12 protein-coding genes are annotated in these 16,109 nt (G+C 45.1%); 4 read left to right on the top strand and 8 right to left on the bottom strand.

The genetic code is table 11. The features are described from left to right. From AKJ31_RS12180 to AKJ31_RS12165, 4 genes are all read left to right on the top strand, one after another. A partial coding sequence (locus AKJ31_RS12180) for a type VI secretion system Vgr family protein (protein ID WP_157052353.1) occupies window positions 1-940 on the top strand: 940 nt, incomplete at its 5' end. Then, on the top strand, window positions 937-1,467 hold the full coding sequence (locus AKJ31_RS12175; RefSeq protein WP_053409369.1) for a DUF4123 domain-containing protein: 531 nt from the start codon (window positions 937-939) through the stop codon (window positions 1,465-1,467). The genes AKJ31_RS12180 and AKJ31_RS12175, both read left to right, overlap by 4 nt. Continuing rightward, window positions 1,464-5,042, top strand: a complete 3,579-nt coding sequence (locus tag AKJ31_RS12170) for a LysM peptidoglycan-binding domain-containing protein (protein WP_053409368.1) — start codon at window positions 1,464-1,466, stop codon at window positions 5,040-5,042. Before AKJ31_RS12175 ends, AKJ31_RS12170 begins: the two co-directional genes overlap by 4 nt. A gap of 2 nt (window positions 5,043-5,044) precedes the next feature. Then, entirely contained in the window at window positions 5,045-6,046 is a 1,002-nt protein-coding gene (locus tag AKJ31_RS12165; RefSeq protein WP_053409367.1) for an SEL1-like repeat protein, read from the top strand. 178 nt (window positions 6,047-6,224) lie between these two features. On the opposite strand, the gene AKJ31_RS12160 is transcribed toward AKJ31_RS12165, so the two are convergent. The 8 genes from AKJ31_RS12160 to cobA form a co-directional block, all read right to left on the bottom strand. Continuing rightward, window positions 6,225-6,833 (bottom strand): class I SAM-dependent methyltransferase, encoded by a 609-nt coding sequence (locus tag AKJ31_RS12160; protein ID WP_053409366.1) that lies wholly within the window; start codon window positions 6,831-6,833, stop codon window positions 6,225-6,227. A gap of 92 nt (window positions 6,834-6,925) precedes the next feature. Beyond that, window positions 6,926-7,342, bottom strand: a complete 417-nt coding sequence (locus AKJ31_RS12155) for a MarR family winged helix-turn-helix transcriptional regulator (protein WP_053395974.1) — start codon at window positions 7,340-7,342, stop codon at window positions 6,926-6,928. Window positions 7,343-7,344: 2 nt separating this feature from the next. Beyond that, window positions 7,345-8,259: a CDF family Co(II)/Ni(II) efflux transporter DmeF gene (dmeF, locus tag AKJ31_RS12150; protein ID WP_053409365.1), complete on the bottom strand. Its 915-nt coding sequence runs from the start codon at window positions 8,257-8,259 to the stop codon at window positions 7,345-7,347. A gap of 287 nt (window positions 8,260-8,546) precedes the next feature. Further along, window positions 8,547-10,298 carry a bifunctional protein-serine/threonine kinase/phosphatase gene (locus AKJ31_RS12145; protein ID WP_053409364.1) on the bottom strand — a complete coding sequence of 584 codons (1,752 nt, stop codon included), beginning with the start codon at window positions 10,296-10,298 and terminating at the stop codon, window positions 8,547-8,549. A 130-nt stretch (window positions 10,299-10,428) separates the two neighbouring features. After that, window positions 10,429-11,898, bottom strand: coding sequence for a NarK family nitrate/nitrite MFS transporter (locus AKJ31_RS12140; protein WP_053409363.1), 1,470 nt, complete (start codon window positions 11,896-11,898; stop codon window positions 10,429-10,431). A 71-nt stretch (window positions 11,899-11,969) separates the two neighbouring features. Next, on the bottom strand, window positions 11,970-12,314 hold the full coding sequence (gene nirD / locus AKJ31_RS12135; RefSeq protein WP_053409362.1) for a nitrite reductase small subunit NirD: 345 nt from the start codon (window positions 12,312-12,314) through the stop codon (window positions 11,970-11,972). Between the two features lie 51 nt (window positions 12,315-12,365). Further along, window positions 12,366-14,915 carry a nitrite reductase large subunit NirB gene (gene nirB / locus AKJ31_RS12130; protein ID WP_053409361.1) on the bottom strand — a complete coding sequence of 850 codons (2,550 nt, stop codon included), beginning with the start codon at window positions 14,913-14,915 and terminating at the stop codon, window positions 12,366-12,368. 55 nt (window positions 14,916-14,970) lie between these two features. Continuing rightward, window positions 14,971-15,783, bottom strand: coding sequence for a uroporphyrinogen-III C-methyltransferase (gene cobA, locus AKJ31_RS12125; protein ID WP_053409360.1), 813 nt, complete (start codon window positions 15,781-15,783; stop codon window positions 14,971-14,973). Between the last annotated feature and the right edge of the window lie 326 nt (window positions 15,784-16,109).

The raw sequence follows: 16,109 nt of genomic DNA, 5'->3' as shown, positions 1-16,109 counted from the left end.
AGAAATCTACTGCGATGAACATGGCCGCGTTAAGCTGCATTTCCCTTGGGACCGCTACTCCTCAGGGGACGAACACAGCTCATGCTGGGTACGCGTGTCACAAGGTTGGGCTGGCGCGCAATACGGCATGATGGCACTGCCGCGTATCGGCCATGAAGTGATTGTCTCGTTCTTAAACGGTGACCCAGACCAACCTATCGTCACGGGGCGTACCTATCACGCGACCAACACCGCGCCGTATGCCCTGCCTGAGCACAAGACCAAAACCGTGTGGCGCAGTGAGACGCACCAAGGGCAAGGCTTTAATGAACTGAGTTTTGAAGACCAGGCCGAGTCAGAAAAAGTCTACCTGCACGCGCAAAAGGACTTTGAAGCAGATGTGCTCAACGACCACACCACGCAAATTCAGCACGACAAGCACCTTACGGTAGACAACGACAGTTTTACTCAGATTAAGAACAACCATCACTTGACGGTGGAGGGCGAAAGCCGCAACAAAATCGCTAAAGACCAGACGCTGATGGTCGATGGCAGCGTGCATATCAAAGCGGGAAAACTCTGGGTCAACGAAGCGGGTAGAGAAATACACATCAAAGCAGGCCAAAAGATTGTCATTGAAGCGGGCTCAGAACTCACCGTCAAAGCAGGCGGCAGTTTTGTCAAAGTGGATGCCTCCGGCGTTAGCATCGTCGGCCCAGCGATCAACCTAAACTCTGGCGGCAGTCCCGGCAGTGGTAGCGGATTTTCTGGGCAGATAGCGACACTTCCTTTGGGGTTGGAGGCTGTGACAGAACCAGAAGAAGCACTTTACGCTCCAATATCACCAACTATGACTAGCTTATTACCAGCTTTGGCTACATTGGACTTATCTATTGCTGAGCTATGCCAGAAAAAAACAGATGGAAGTTGTCCAAAAGCTAATTGTGAGTGTGCCCAATGATTGATGGTGGCGAACTATACCTTATGTTGGTCGATACTCTTAGAGTTCTTGATGCTAAGCAAATCTGTGCACAAGAAGAGAATGAATGGGAACCTCTTTATCTCGGAACAGATTGGCAGCCTCAACTCGACAACAGCCCAATTTGGATCAAAGTAAAGCCAAATGACGCTATTTGGCAGCGCTGGGAAAACGAAGTGAATTGGGCTACCAGTGCAATCGTGTTCATTTACAGCACCGGCATTCTATTACAGGATGCAATCAATGCCTTAAAAAACAATATTACAGCCTATAGCCAAGATGGACGCTTGTTCTTTCTGCGCTTTTACTCACCTTATACATTATCTCTCATTGCAAAACATGGAGATGAAACTGTTACAAATAAGATCTTGGGGGTATCACACACCGCACGTTTATCCCCTTTAGTTAGCGCCGACTACGACGTGGATTCAATAGTACGAACAAACACAAATAATAAAAATTCATCCCTCGTTCTACCAAACACACTTATTGAGGAACTACTGCAATGAGTACTCACGAAATTAAACGCGGTGATACCTTGTCTGTGCTAGCGAAGCGATACAATACAGATGTTAGTACACTGCAACGTTTAAACGCCCAGCAAATTAAAGACATTGACCTCATCTATGATGGGAAAACTCTTGTTATACCCGACGTTTCAGACTTAACGAGTGGTGAAAGGGAAGAAAAACAGATCCTATCAAGTGAAAAGCTCCAATTAACAGAGTGCTCAAAGCCTCAATTCGTTGATGCCTTATATGTTCCGGAGCATCCCAACACTCAAAAGCAAATGCTTATACTGCTCACTGAAGAAGCAAAGAAGTATATTGTAGAAGATGATAAGCGTTGTAAGGCGGCATTGGAAGGAGACAAAGAAACTGTTCTAAAACAACTAACTAAATTAGGTGTAATGGATCAGTTTAATAGCATTGCCCACGAAGCATTTTTAAAACGTATAAGTGCAGATAAAGCCAATGACTACCGCAACTCCCTCCTAGAACACCGGGCATTATCTATCTGTTGTCGAGAAAATGAGCTGAATTTCCCTCAAGAAAATCCACGCATTGGGTTGGTTAAAATTGAATCACGCATCGCTGAAATTGAGAACCAATATCAACACGACTTGGATGATGTAAAAAAACTATCCAACGGAGCCAAGTGGTTACCTATCGAAGGAACTAGCTTTGGGGAAGTAATGCTGACGAAGGATGCAATCGCCGGAGTAGAAGCTAAGCGCATCTCACAATTGAAGAAATTACAAAAAAAGTTACTTAATAAACTTAAAAAGAACATCCAGGATTTCGAAAAGGAAGCAATCGACTTTGCGGCCAAAACATCCATTTCAGAAGAGGGACATCACTATGAATTCTCGACCAAACATGCGTATTACAGCTCAAACGTCGACTTAAAAATATACAAAGCGCTTGAAACAGTAAAAAAAGAGCGTCACAAACTAGGTTTAGACGACAGTATTACAAAAGAACAGCTAACAGTCGACACACCTATCCCATCTTTAGAAAAAGCTTATAAAAGTTATAAGTATTGGCGTGATTATGCTGACCCAGTATTAAATAGGCTAAGTAATCAGAAGTACAAATGGAATCCAAGGTCCTTTATTACAAGTTCAAATGCTGATAATCGACTGGATAATCCGAGTTTCTATGCGGCCGTATATCAATTGAATCAAACAGGCACCTTACTAAAGGAACAATGTCTCACAGAAAATCAGTTGTTTAAAGGCTGGGCTCAAGTTGAAACCGTTCGTTCTGCAATAACAGAAAAGCGCGCAAGCATCTCTGACTTAAAAAGCCTATTAGACAGTATTAATAAAAGTACACCTGTTGCCAGTGAGATGGGTTATTACGCTGTTTATACATTAAACCTAATGCTTTTGCGCGAAGTAGCACTACGCATAAAAGAGTTCTCTGAGTTGATAGGAGAGAATTTAGAATATGCTAAGTACGTAAAAGCTTTGTTTCGCTATGCAGAGCTAGCCCAACAACGCTTCGACGATCTGTTACAAATAGCTGAAGAAAATACCAAAAAGCCTCAGTGGAACTATCAAAAAGAACAAATAAAGTTTGCAGGAGAGATTCCATATTTAGAAGAAACCACTCGAACAGTGATAGTTCGCGAGTCACAGTGGCAACCTCGTAACCTCAATAATCAAATTTTCGTTGACAGCGGTATGAATCAAAGAACTGTCGTTGAGTGTGCGTTTTCGTCCGATCCGACTACTCGCTTATATATTTTATCTGACAGCCCTGTGCTTTCATCTGATTTGTCTGAAAACAAAAAATGTACATCGATCGTCAATCTAAACTTATCGAGCTCGGCGGGAAGAGAGAAAGGTAAAATTAGTGATGGTCTAAAAAGTGCTCTTGGTAGTGAAGCTGTTTTATCTAGCTTAAAATTCGAACAAACTGCCTCTTGGGCAAATGTGGAAGATATTGTCTTTCCTTGGCAGATGAAGCGTTACGAGAACGAAATGTTTGGCATTAACACCGCCTATGAAACAAGCGGTGGTGCCCAGTTTGCACGCTATGTTTATAGTGCGGGCACTGGTATTGATCATGAAGTTCTCAGCTCTGACAAACTCAGCCTTAAAGCAGACTTTAGCCTTGGGCTTTCACTTGCTAGTGTTGAGCGAACCGTTAAATTACGTTTCCCTAGTTCAGGAGAAATGTCTCTAGACATTCCCTATAGAATAAAAGATAGCAAAGAGCGTAAAACTCAAAACATTGGAACTTCTGTACTAAATATTGAAGGTAAAGTGTATGGGATTGTAGGCGCTAGTCTGAAATTGGGCACTCAACTCCACATAGGCAACATCGAAGAAAATAGTGAAGGTTTTGGTGAGCACACCGTCAAACCATTGGGCATTAAGGGGACGGTTCCAAGTAAATCAGACTACAGCTCCTACTACACCTCAGCAATTGGCAACCGAGAAGTAAAAAAAGCAAACATAGCGGCTGGTGTTAAAGCCGAAGCTTCCGCTTTTGCTGGTTTAGAGGCGGGTGGAATGCTGAGCTGCAGTTATGATTGGACTAAAGATCAAAAAACACCCAAGCAAAACCTGTTCAAGGTTAGCCAAGGATTTAAAATGAGTGCTGGCTTAGGGTACGACGGCGTATTTCAATGTACTTTCCATAATGGACGTTTTGTTTTTATTACAGCTTTAGGAGCAAGTACAGGATTGGGAATTGGCGGAAAGTTTGCCACTGAACTAAACCCGCAAGCTGCAGATGATTTTTTTGCTGCGTTACTGGGTGTAATGGAAAACAAAGGCTTCCAACGTTTTGAATTTTTTGATGAATCAGGAAAAGTTAATACGTTCGCTGAGTTTAACAAAGTGCTGACGGTTGCCGCTGCTTTTGGTCTTACTATCGGTCAAGTGTTGATGCTACCCTTTAACATTATTAGTCAATTGGAAGAACAAGCTAGCAATAAAGATAACGCCTATTTTGTAGCTAACTTCATTCTTTCGAAAGAGCACGAAAAAGAAAACCAGAAGTGGATTACCAAGATGCCTGCTGAAACGTTGGCCAAACTACTATCAGTTCTAATTCATTATAATGATATTCCAGTTTGGGGAGACAGTTCAAAAGCGATTGCAGCTACAAGAAATGAAAATCAACGCAAGGCAATTAATAAGATTTTATTATGGCTAGGTGGGGATAAAGCAGACAACAGCGGTATTCATCGCTTTGAAAATGCATTACAGCGAATGGGATTAAAACAACCTACAGAACTTAATAAATCAGAGCAATGGCAACGTTACGCCAACAACGTAATTAGTTTACGCGATTTCTTTCTTAAAGCCTATTCTCAACCTTATGAAAAGCCAAAAGATGATAAAAAAAACAATTACATGAACAGATTAAACACTGATTATAGAGATTTTCGTAGCTATTTGTTGAAATTAACCATGAGAAATAAAATTCTCGAAAAAACATCGTATACAGCAGGGCGCATTAGTCACTTCCGTAAAGATTATACTGTATTGCCAGCGAATAGTGTGGAGCGACTTGAGCAATTTAAGTCCTTGGGTTATCAACTAACAAATTGGCTACCAGAGAAATAACCATGAAAAAAGTCCTATTTATTGTTTTACTCTTTCTTCATAACAATGTTTGGGCACAAAGCCCAATCGAGCAAGGGATTCTCCTCTTCAACCAGAAAGAATACCAACAAGCAGAGGAGATCTTACAACAGCAATCGAACGACGGCAGTGCCTATGCCACATTTTGGCTAGGTGTCGTTCAATATAAAAACCGCAAACACTTTCAAGCGGGTGACACTTTTTTAAAAGCTGCCAAAATGGGTGACCCTTGGGCGATGGGTGTACTATCTGGTCATGAATACTATGTGAATAATCCATGTAGTTATTTAAGTTGGCCCTGTGACGAGAAATGGTACGATTTAGCCGTAAGTAAATGGAAACAAGAAGCAGAAAATGGCAACGGCAAAGCGCTTTTACAGCTGCAGTTTTTTACTAATAAATGGCGCAGTTACATTCCTATCTTAGGTCGATACCTCATTGACACTAACTACGTTGAATCTCTTGAGTCTGGGGGGGTGAATGCTATTTTTTATATAAGCCGTTTCAGCGATATATCGGCGGATGAAGAAGTGAGATACTTGAAGTTTGCAGCCAACCAAGGCTACGCCCCCGCCATGGAAACACTTTATTATCGAATGGATATAATTGGCCTTGACGAAGCAATGAAATGGATCAATAAAGCTATTAAACTTGGTTACGCAGAAGCAGCAGAAACTCTCTATTTCACATATTCACAAGGCGAAAAAGACCGTGCCGGTAAGGTAATTATTCAACCAGACCCTAAAAAGGCATACTACTATAATCGTTTATCTGGAGCGCTAGGCGGAGAAGAGAGGCAAAGCAATGTCACTGAAACTTTAATGATTAAAGATAGCCAAGTAGTCGTGGATGAGAATGGGGACCCTGTTTTTGAAATTCTAGTAACCGAACAAGAACAGGCTGAAATGGATAAACAAGTAGCTGAGTTTGTAAAAGATATAAAACCAAATATGTTCCTAGATGAAACATCAATTGACTTGTTTTAACTGACTTTCGTGAAGGTTGTTTTACTCCCCTAGAAAAGGTCTAGTTTAGTTATACTAGACCTTTGTCCTAATTACTAATCATGACTACCGAAGTACCACCAAACAAGATATGAGATCTATTTTTATGCCTCTAAGAGACTCTGGGTATTTTCAGGTCCATAACACTGGTACATATCTCCTATCCACCAATACTACGCTTAACCGCAACTACGGAAAACGTATGCCAGTGTTTAATTCGGCCGAGTGCGGTTTGTCCTTGTTCATCACGCTCGACAAAACGGACAATCCCAAACTGTCTAAATAGTTCTCTCACTTGAGTTTCGTTAAGTGGAGTAGTCGGAGAACGATACTCTGACGCCCAACTATCATTTATCCCCATAAAGTCACCAGCAAACACGCCGCCGATTTCCAAGCTGTCTGTGATGCGTTGCCAGGTATCAAAGAAACCATCGGGATTGGCAAAGAAGAGACTGTTGTTGGCGATGATAATTCCACTCTTAGGATAATCAAAACTCTCAAAACTGGTTTGATAAAGTTCAACCAAGGCTTGGTTCGCAAAGCGTTCACGACAAATTGAGATAGAATCAGAGTTGATATCAAACCCGTGCACTTGATAACCAAGTTCAGCCAAATAGTGAATATCACTTCCCGTACCACAGCCGCAGTCTATCGCTACTCGCGTGCGAGATTCATTCAGTTTGGCTGCCAACTCAGTCCGCGGTAAATGACGACGTTGCAGAGCTTTAGCGTAGTAATCACGCCATATTTGTTGGTGTTCTTCTAACAATGACAAATCCTTATGTCGGTCAGATCTGGTGAGAGAGCCGATAATGGGTACCAGCCAAGCGAGGGAACATAGAAATGCCCCCTCTGAGGAGCCTAAAACTCGCGATTCATCTTCTCTAGGCAAGCCAAGAGCACCGACTCTTGCTCGGAGTCGATATTACGAGTCAGGTCTTTCACTAAATCTAAGTGCAGCTGGTTATGCTGACGATGAATCGCTTGGCCCTCTTGCGTTAGCGTCACAACAATCGCGCGACGATCATCAGGATGGGCTTGACGCTCAATGAGATTCGCAGCCACCAGCTTTTCAATTTGCACCGTTAACGTACCGGTCGTAATACCTAACTTCTCGGCCAGTTCTTTCATGCGCAGCGCACCATGCACACCCAATACTTCGATGGTGTGGACCTGAGCTAAAGAGTAGCCAGTCTCTTTAACGACAGACTGCTCCCACGACGACATCTTGTCGTAGAACTCAGTAAGTAATTGGTTTAGCTGTTCAATGTTTTGCATGATTATGATGAATGTACTTCTAACGTCAGATGGCTAATCTTATCAAACTTACTTAGCTTTTGTTTGTATTCCTCAACGGTTAATCCCACCGATGCGTGTAGAGTAATTGCAGCCGAATAATGATGACCACTCACCTTCCACACATGCAAGTCCGTTACCGTACCATAAGGTGCAAGCTCTTCTTTAATCGCACTTCTGTACTCTTGTTCAATGTTTTCATCGAGCAAAATTGGGCTGGTTTGCTTGATAAGGTTCATGGTCCATTTGCTGATAACCACAGCACCAACTATCCCCATGGCGGCATCAAGCCAGTTCCAACCATAGAGTTTGCCTAGGATGAGCGCTGCAATGGCAAGCACGGACGTGAGCGCATCCGCCAAAACATGCAGATAAGCCGCTCTTAAATTGTGGTCGTGATGATGGTGATCGTGCCCATGATGATGAGCGTGATCATGTTCGTGAGAGTGGCCATGGTGGTGATCGCCAAGCAGGAACATGCTCGCGACGTTAACCGCCAAACCGATAACAGCGACGATGATAGCCTCGTTAAACTGAATGCTTTCAGGGTTAAATAATCGATGCACCGATTCGGCAAACATCAACAATGCCACAATCCCCAAGGCAATCGCGCTGGTATAGCCACCCAGTACGCTTACCTTTCCCGTACCGAAAGAAAATCGCTCATTGTTGGCGTGTTTACGCGCATAACGATAGGCGAACAAGGTAATACAAAACGCCGCCGCGTGCGTTCCCATATGCCAGCCGTCAGCGAGCAGCGCCATTGACCCAAAAAGTGTTCCAGCGGTAATTTCAACCACCATCGTAGTGAGGGTCAGCAACAGAACGTAAAAAGTTCGTTTCTCACCTTGTTGGTTGTGTCCAGAGAAGTTGTGGTTGTGCTGCTGCGAAGAGTTCAAAATGGCACCATTAGTTTGACAATCAAATTATTTGAATATCAATTTATTTTGATTATCAAACATTGTCAATGCACTAAAGGAAAAACAAGAACCGTTGATACAGAGAGGATGAGCCCAAGATTTCACTGATTCAGAGCAATACCAATCACAGTAAGTAAATGGTCAGAAATAGCGTAGGAAAAATGCTTGAGAACAAGGCAAAATTTTTCGGTAAGTAGTTATTCTACATCCAAAAATTTTAACGCAGTTATCGAGTATTTTAACAAGCTAGAATGAACAGTTATTTACTACGATTGGTATAAAACCAGCAGTTCAATAACCGCAATGGAGGTGGTAATCAAAGCTGTCATCTTCCAAAACATAACTGGATTACGCTGCAATAGTGGGCGCTCTTTAAACTCTGCTTGTAACGTTTTATTTGGAGTGTGTAGGTCAGCAACAAACTCACTTAACGCTTCGTAACGCCTTGCAGGTAAATGATGGGCAGCTTTACGAAAGGTCAAATCAATCCATACTGGAAGATCTTCACGAAAAGAACATATCGAGCGATACACCCACTTGGTATGCCTCGCCGATTGAAGATTTTGGTTAGTTGTCGGTTTATAGGGTAGCTGTCCGGTCAGCATTTCATAACCCATAACCGCAATAGAGAACAAATCGGACCGAGTGGTCGCATTATCGCCAATGATGTATTCCGGTGCGATGTAATTGACCGCTCCCAGCGGAATCACTTCTTGAGCTTCTTGCGCGATCTCTTGCAAGCCTTGCACTTTTACCGCACCAAAATCGATGATTTTTACCCCACCTGCTGGCGTGATCATAATGTTTTCCGGTTTAAGGTCTCGGTGCACCATATCCGCACGCTGAAATACCCGAGTCGCTTTGACTATCTCACCTAAGATATCCCGGACCTTTTGTAAGCTCGGCTTAGGATTATCGTACATCCATTGACGCAACGTTGTTCCTTCCACCAACTCGCAAAGTTGATAAATGAACTTTGAGTCTTTTGGCGTCGGGAACACTTTCATCACTCTGTCACTATTTAGCTGCGATCCAACCCAATACTCATTGGCGAAATTAAGCAAATATTCGCGGTCTTCACTGTACTGCATAGAAGGCACTTTCATTACCAACTGGCGACCACTATGCTCTTCCACCACTTGGTAGACATGGCTGCGCGAGCCTTCATAGAGGATTCTCTCAACTCGGTAACCGTCCAATCGATTTCCCACCTCTAAAGCAGGGGCAATGGTGCGGGTTAAGACGGCTTGCTGGTGCTCAAGCAAAGAATGTTCGGGCAAGTGCTGCACATCGACAAGCAAACAACTGACATTGTCCTGGCTGCTATTGGTTAACGCTCGATGGCAGAGTGTCTGGCAAATCTCTGAAACATCCAGCCGATCATCGCTCGTCACCTCCAGTAACTCGTTTTGCTCCAAATAATCATGCAAGCCATCAGAGGAGAGAATAAACCTGTCGCCTTGCTGCAATGACAACGTCTGATAATCCACATCCAATTTGCTATCCATGCCTAAAGCGCGTGTCAGATACGCACTCTTACCAAAATTCATTCGCTGATGATCGTGTGTGAGCAAACGCAGTTTATCGTCACGCAATAGATAAATACGCGTATCGCCGACGTGGAACAAATGGGCGGTGTTGGATTTTAGGATAAGCGCGCTAAAAGTGGTCACAAAGCCGTTATGTGATAGCTCTTTTTTGCTTCCCTCTTGATACAACCAAGCGTTGAGAGCGGTCAAAATCTGATTCGCCGACCGTTTTACACTCCAGCTCTTTGGTGTGGCGTAATAATCGTTGATGAACTGCACTACCGCAGTGTGGCTGGCCTTTTGGCTTTGCTCGCTGCAACTGACGCCGTCCGCAATGCAGGCGACGATACCTTTATGTGCCAATAGATTTGACTGCGTGGGTACCTTGACCAGAATCGCGTCTTGGTTCTCTGCACGTGTTCCGGTTAATGAAACACCAGCATGTTCCACTACGATCGTTGATGAAGAATTTGCGTTGTTCAGATTCATAAACACTCTTCAAGGTATTTGGCGAAGAACAAAAGCCCAATACAGATACTGAGCTTTTGAACGATGCGTGAGTCGCAGTAAACTAATGATTAAGCTTTACGACCCACGCATCCTCCGATTTCATAATCGGTTAATGCGAAACGTCTATCAGCGTCACGCTACCGTCTTCATTCACTTCGGCAATTTTGCCGTTTGGTTCTTCCATGAACATCAGAGCAACGAAACCTACCACTGCCGTACCCGCAATCACAAAGAAGAAGGTTTGATAGTCAACAAACGAAAGTATCGTCAGGTAAGTCACCGCGCCGACATTACCGTAAGCCCCTGTCATACCTGCAATTTGTCCCGTCATACGACGTTTGATAAGTGGCACTGTGGCAAACACCGCACCCTCGCCTGCCTGAACAAAGAACGAACACACCATAGCAGCAACCACCGCCAACCAGATCGACCATTCGCTCCCCACTTGTCCCATCACGAAGTAGCCCACTGCAAGACCAGCGGTCAGAATCAATAGCGTGGGTTTACGTCCAAAGCGGTCTGAGATCCAGCCACCGCCCGGTCTCGACATCAAGTTCATAAAGGCGTAGGCAGATGCCACCATACCGGCTAATACTGGTGACAATTCAAACGTTTCGGAAAAGAACAGCGGCAACATAGACACCACCGCCAGTTCAGAACCAAAAGTGGCAAAGTAAAGCACATTTAACACTGCAACCTGCTTAAACTTATATTGGTGCACCTCTTCAACTGGCTTCTCAAATACGGTTTTGTTTACCTTCCAAACCTGTGTGGCCTCGACCAAGAACAAAGCGATCAAGCCTGCATAAATTGAGTTCACCGCAACATCTGACAGCATACCGATTCCAGCGCCAGACAGTTTCCAAGCCAGCAACGCTAATACCGCATACATCGGGACTTTCATTAACAGCAGGAAGAAAAAATCCCCTTTTGACGTCACTTCCATAGCGGTTAGATGCTTAGGTTTGAAATACGTCGAGCCTTTCGGTGTGTCTGATACGCTGCGATAAAACACCACCGAGAAAACCAAACTCATCAAGCCTGTCACGGCAATCGCATAACGCCAACCGTCTTCACCACCAAACAGCAAAGCCGCCGTAGGCAAGGTAAATGCGGCGGCTGCGGAGCCAAAGTTACCCCAACCGCCGTAAATGCCCTCTGCAGTACCCAGTTCGTGGTGTGGAAACCACTCGGATACCAAGCGGATACCAATCACGAAGCCCGCACCGATAAAGCCAAGTAAGAAGCGCGCAATCGCGGCTTGCAGAAACGAATCGGCAAAGGCGAACATAAAACAAGGAATGGAACATACCGCCAGTAACGCCGAATAGACGACCCGAGGTCCATACTTGTCGGTCAGCATACCTATCACGACTCGCGCCGGAATGGTTAACGCGACGTTGAGGATCAACAGGGTTTTGATTTCTTGGGTGGTCAGCCCCAGGGTTTCCTTCACCATTTGCAGTAACGGCGCGAAGTTAAACCACACAACAAAGGTGATAAAAAACGCCATCCAACTCAAGTGTAAGATTTTCATCTTGCCTTTAAATGAGAATATCGAGAATTTGCTGCTTTCCATGAATCAGTCCTTTCTAGTAGTCCATTACTAGGTGCGCCAACGAGTCCTGCGTAGAGCACCTATGTGGTGTGTTAAGCCGCCTGAGAAACCGCAGCGAGAACCTGAACCGAGCCGTTATGCTCGCGGATCGGATAGGTTTTGATTTGATGATGCGGCTCCTCTAAGCACACGCCAGTTTCTAAGTGGAAGTGCTGTTTATAGAGTGGTGAAGCGACATAAGGCTGACCGTCGAGCGAGCCGATAATACCACGTGAAAGTACGTTGGCATCGCTGATCGGGTCGTAGTTTGACACCGCGTACAGCCCCCCTGTTCGAGTGCAGTTAAATACCGCCACTTGTTCATCAACCACCAACGCGCATACCCCAGCGTTTGGCACTAAATCAGTGGTTTGGCAGATAGTTATCCAGTTTTCCATAGCAAGTCTCCTTTGAAGCGAAATCGTATAACTTAATCTTGAGTGGCGGTGTTACTGCACTTCCACCACGTCGATGTTCTGTTGTTTTTTCTTGCGCTCTGATGGCTGTGGGAAGCGTTGATCGCGCATGGAGATAAACTTCAGGCGCTCATCGCGTTTATCACTGTTGATGAAGTGGTTAAAACGTTTGAGTTTTTCTGGTGATTCGAGTGTGGTTTTCCATTCACACTGGTATTTAGCGATGTTAGCCGCCATCTCTTTTTCAAGTTCTGCGCACACTCCCAACTTGTCTTCAATCACGACGCTCTTAAGGTATTCCAGTCCACCTTCAAGGTTTTCAAGCCAAACAGAGGTGCGCTGTAAGCGGTCAGCCGTGCGGATGTAAAACATCAAAATACGGTCGATGTATTGGATCAGGGTGGTGTCATCTAGATCAGAGGCGAATAGATCGGCGTGACGAGGGCGCATCCCGCCATTGCCACACACGTAAAGGTTCCAGCCGTTTTCAGTCGCGATCACACCGATGTCTTTCGATTGCGCTTCTGCACATTCGCGAGTACAGCCAGAAACCGCAAACTTAATCTTGTGTGGGGAACGCAAGCCTTTGTAGCGATTTTCAATATCTATCGCAAAGCCCACGCTGTCTCCAACACCAAAACGGCACCAAGTGCTACCGACACAAGACTTAACGGTACGCACGGACTTCCCGTAGGCATGCCCTGTCTCAAAGCCAGCATCCACCAGCTTTTTCCAGATAAGCGGTAAGTCGTTCAACTGTGCGCCAAATAAGTCAATACGCTGGCCGCCCGTGATCTTGGTGTAGAGGTCAAACTCCTTCGCCACTTCGCCCAAGATAATCAGTTTTTCAGGCGTAATTTCCCCACCCGCCACACGAGGTACAACCGAATACGTGCCATCTTTCTGAATATTACCGAGGTAAATATCGTTACTGTCTTGCAGTTCAACGTGTTTATCATCGAGGATATAGTCATTCCAGTATGATGCGAGGATCGAACCCACTGTAGGCTTGCACACACTGCAGCCCAAACCGGAACCGTGGCTGTGGAGCAACTCGTCAAAGGTCTTGATTTGATTAACACGAATAATGTCGCTCAGCTCTTGGCGCGAATACGCAAAGTGTTCACACAGGTCGTTATTGACTTCAACACCAAGGCTTAATAGCTCGTTATCCAATACCTGTTTTGCCAACGCAGAACAACCGCCGCACCCTGTTGACGCATTGGTACTCGCTTTCAGTTCTGCCATCGTGGTGCAACCTGACGCGACCGCTTGTTTGATGTCTCCTTTGCTGACATCAAAACAAGAACAGATCATGGCACTATCCGGCAGTGCATCAATACCCATTGTTGCCGAGTCATCTTCGACCGCATTAGGCAGAATCAACACCGAAGGGTTGGATGGCAACGGCATATCGTTTTGCTTCAGTTGCAACAAAGTGCCGTAAGCGTCGGCATCACCGACCAGCACTGCGCCAACAATTTTGCTGCCATCCGCCGATACAATCAGGCGCTTGTAGACCTGTTCAATCTCATCGCTGTAGGTGTATGACTGAGCACCTTCAGTACGACCATGCACTTCACCAATACTTGCAACATCAACCCCGAGTAGCTTGAGCTTGGTGCTCATATCGGCACCCGTAAACTCCGCCGGCGCGTGTTCACCAAGCAGGTGACTCGCCGCGACTTTCGCCATTTGATAGCCCGGCGCGACCAAACCAAATATTTGGTTCTGCCATAAAGCACACTCACCAATTGCGTACACATCAGGTTGACTGGTCTGGCAATAATTGTTGATGACGATACCGCCGCGCTCACCAATATCAATATGACTGTGGCGCGCTAACTCATCCTGCGGTCGAATTCCCGCAGAGAAAACAACCATATCGGTTTCTAAATGAGAGCCATCGGCAAAGTTCATTCGATAGCGAGCGCTTTCGCCAGCGACGATTTCTGTAGTCGCCTTTTCGGTATGAACCGCAACCCCCATATCTTCAATTTTACGGCGGAGTAGCGCACCGCCCCCCTCTTCGAGCTGCACCGCCATCAGGCGCGGCGCAAATTCAACCACATGAGTTTCTAACCCCAGATTCTTAATCGCATTGGCGGCCTCTAAGCCTAATAATCCACCGCCAATAACGACGCCACGTTGACTCTGTTTGCTTGATAGCTCAATCGCATCCAGATCTTCAATCGTGCGGTAGACAAAGCAGTGCTCTTGGTCGTTGCCTGGGATGGGTGGCACAAATGGGTACGAGCCAGTTGCCAAGACTAATTGGTCATACGCTTCAATACGCCCGCTTGCGGTAATGACGTTTTTCCCTTCGGTGTCCAGTTCAACGACTTTCTCGTTCACCACGTACTTAACGCCATTCTGCTGATAGTACGCTTCGTCTGTCAGGGCTAAATCGTCTGCGGTTTTGCCGCTAAAGTAAGAGGTTAGCTGCACGCGGTCGTAAGCCAGACGAGACTCTTCAGAGAAGGTGATCACCTCGATATCTTCACGCCCGCTTTGATTTAATGTCTCAATAAACTTATGGCCAACCATTCCGTTGCCCACAACGACGACTCTTTGTTTGCTCATGCTTGTGTTCCCTATTCGTAAAAATTTGCGAAGCTTGCTAGTTGGTCACAACCGACTAGGCAGAGAGCTTCATCTGTTGCTGCGCAGCATCCGTACTGCTTGAGCGTTCACTCAGTTGTTCTAGCCAGTGCATTTGGTTGGCGACCGTCACGACTTCTCCAATCACGATCAATGCAGGAGACTGAATTTGGTTTTGATTTTTCAATTGCGTTAGTTCAACCAACCTGCCAGTGAAAACCCGTTGTTTGCGGGTACAGCCATTTTCGATAAGCGCGACAGGTGTATTGCTATCCATACCGTGATGAATCAGCGAATCACTGATCATCTCGGTCTTGCTCAGCCCCATGTAAATCACCAGGGTTTGATTGAGGGTCGCAAGCGCTGACCAGTTTGCGGTTAGTTCTTTGTCGGCGTGTGCGGTGATGAAAGTGCAGCCCTGTGCTAGGCCTCGATGAGTCAGAGGAATATTGGCGTATGTAGAACAGCCTGACGCGGCGGTGATACCCGGAATCACCTCAACGTGAATGCCTTTCTTAGCCAGCAGTAACATCTCTTCCCCACCACGACCAAAAACAAACGCGTCGCCTCCTTTGACACGGCAAACATCCACACCTGACTTCGCATAGTCGATAAGCAGTTGATTGATTTCGTCCTGAGTTAGGCAGTGGTTGCCTTTGGCTTTGCCGACATAGAATTGGGTTGCGGTGTCTGGAAATAGCGCCCTGATCTCTTCACTCACTAAATTGTCGAAAACAATCAGCGTGGCTTGCTGAATAGCTCTAGCAGCTTTCACCGTTAGTAGGTCTGGGTCTCCGGGACCCGATCCGACTAATGTGACGACACCCGGTTGGATTAACTTTGTCTTCATAGCGTGTTTCCTGCGATGCAAAGAATGTTCATAAAACCGTCTAAGCAACTAGAGTGCCACGCCTATAAAACAAGTAAGGGTTATTTTTTATATGCTTTAAATTCAATAAATTAAAAACAAAATCATCACTATCACCACACAAAAGAAACAGAGCAAAAAACCATAAAACATCAAAATATGAGCATTTATGGTGCAAATAAGATCAATTCAGTGCAAAAACACATGAAAATCCCTCTATTTACTATCAAAAACCATCTACCACTTTAGAGGTATATTTAATTTTAAATATTTGTTTTTTAATATCTTTAAATAACAAAACTCAAAAG

The organism is Vibrio hepatarius, from assembly GCF_001274785.1.
GTDB classification, from domain to species: Bacteria; Pseudomonadota; Gammaproteobacteria; order Enterobacterales; family Vibrionaceae; genus Vibrio; species Vibrio hepatarius.
This window is presented reverse-complemented; position numbering and strand designations above follow the sequence as displayed.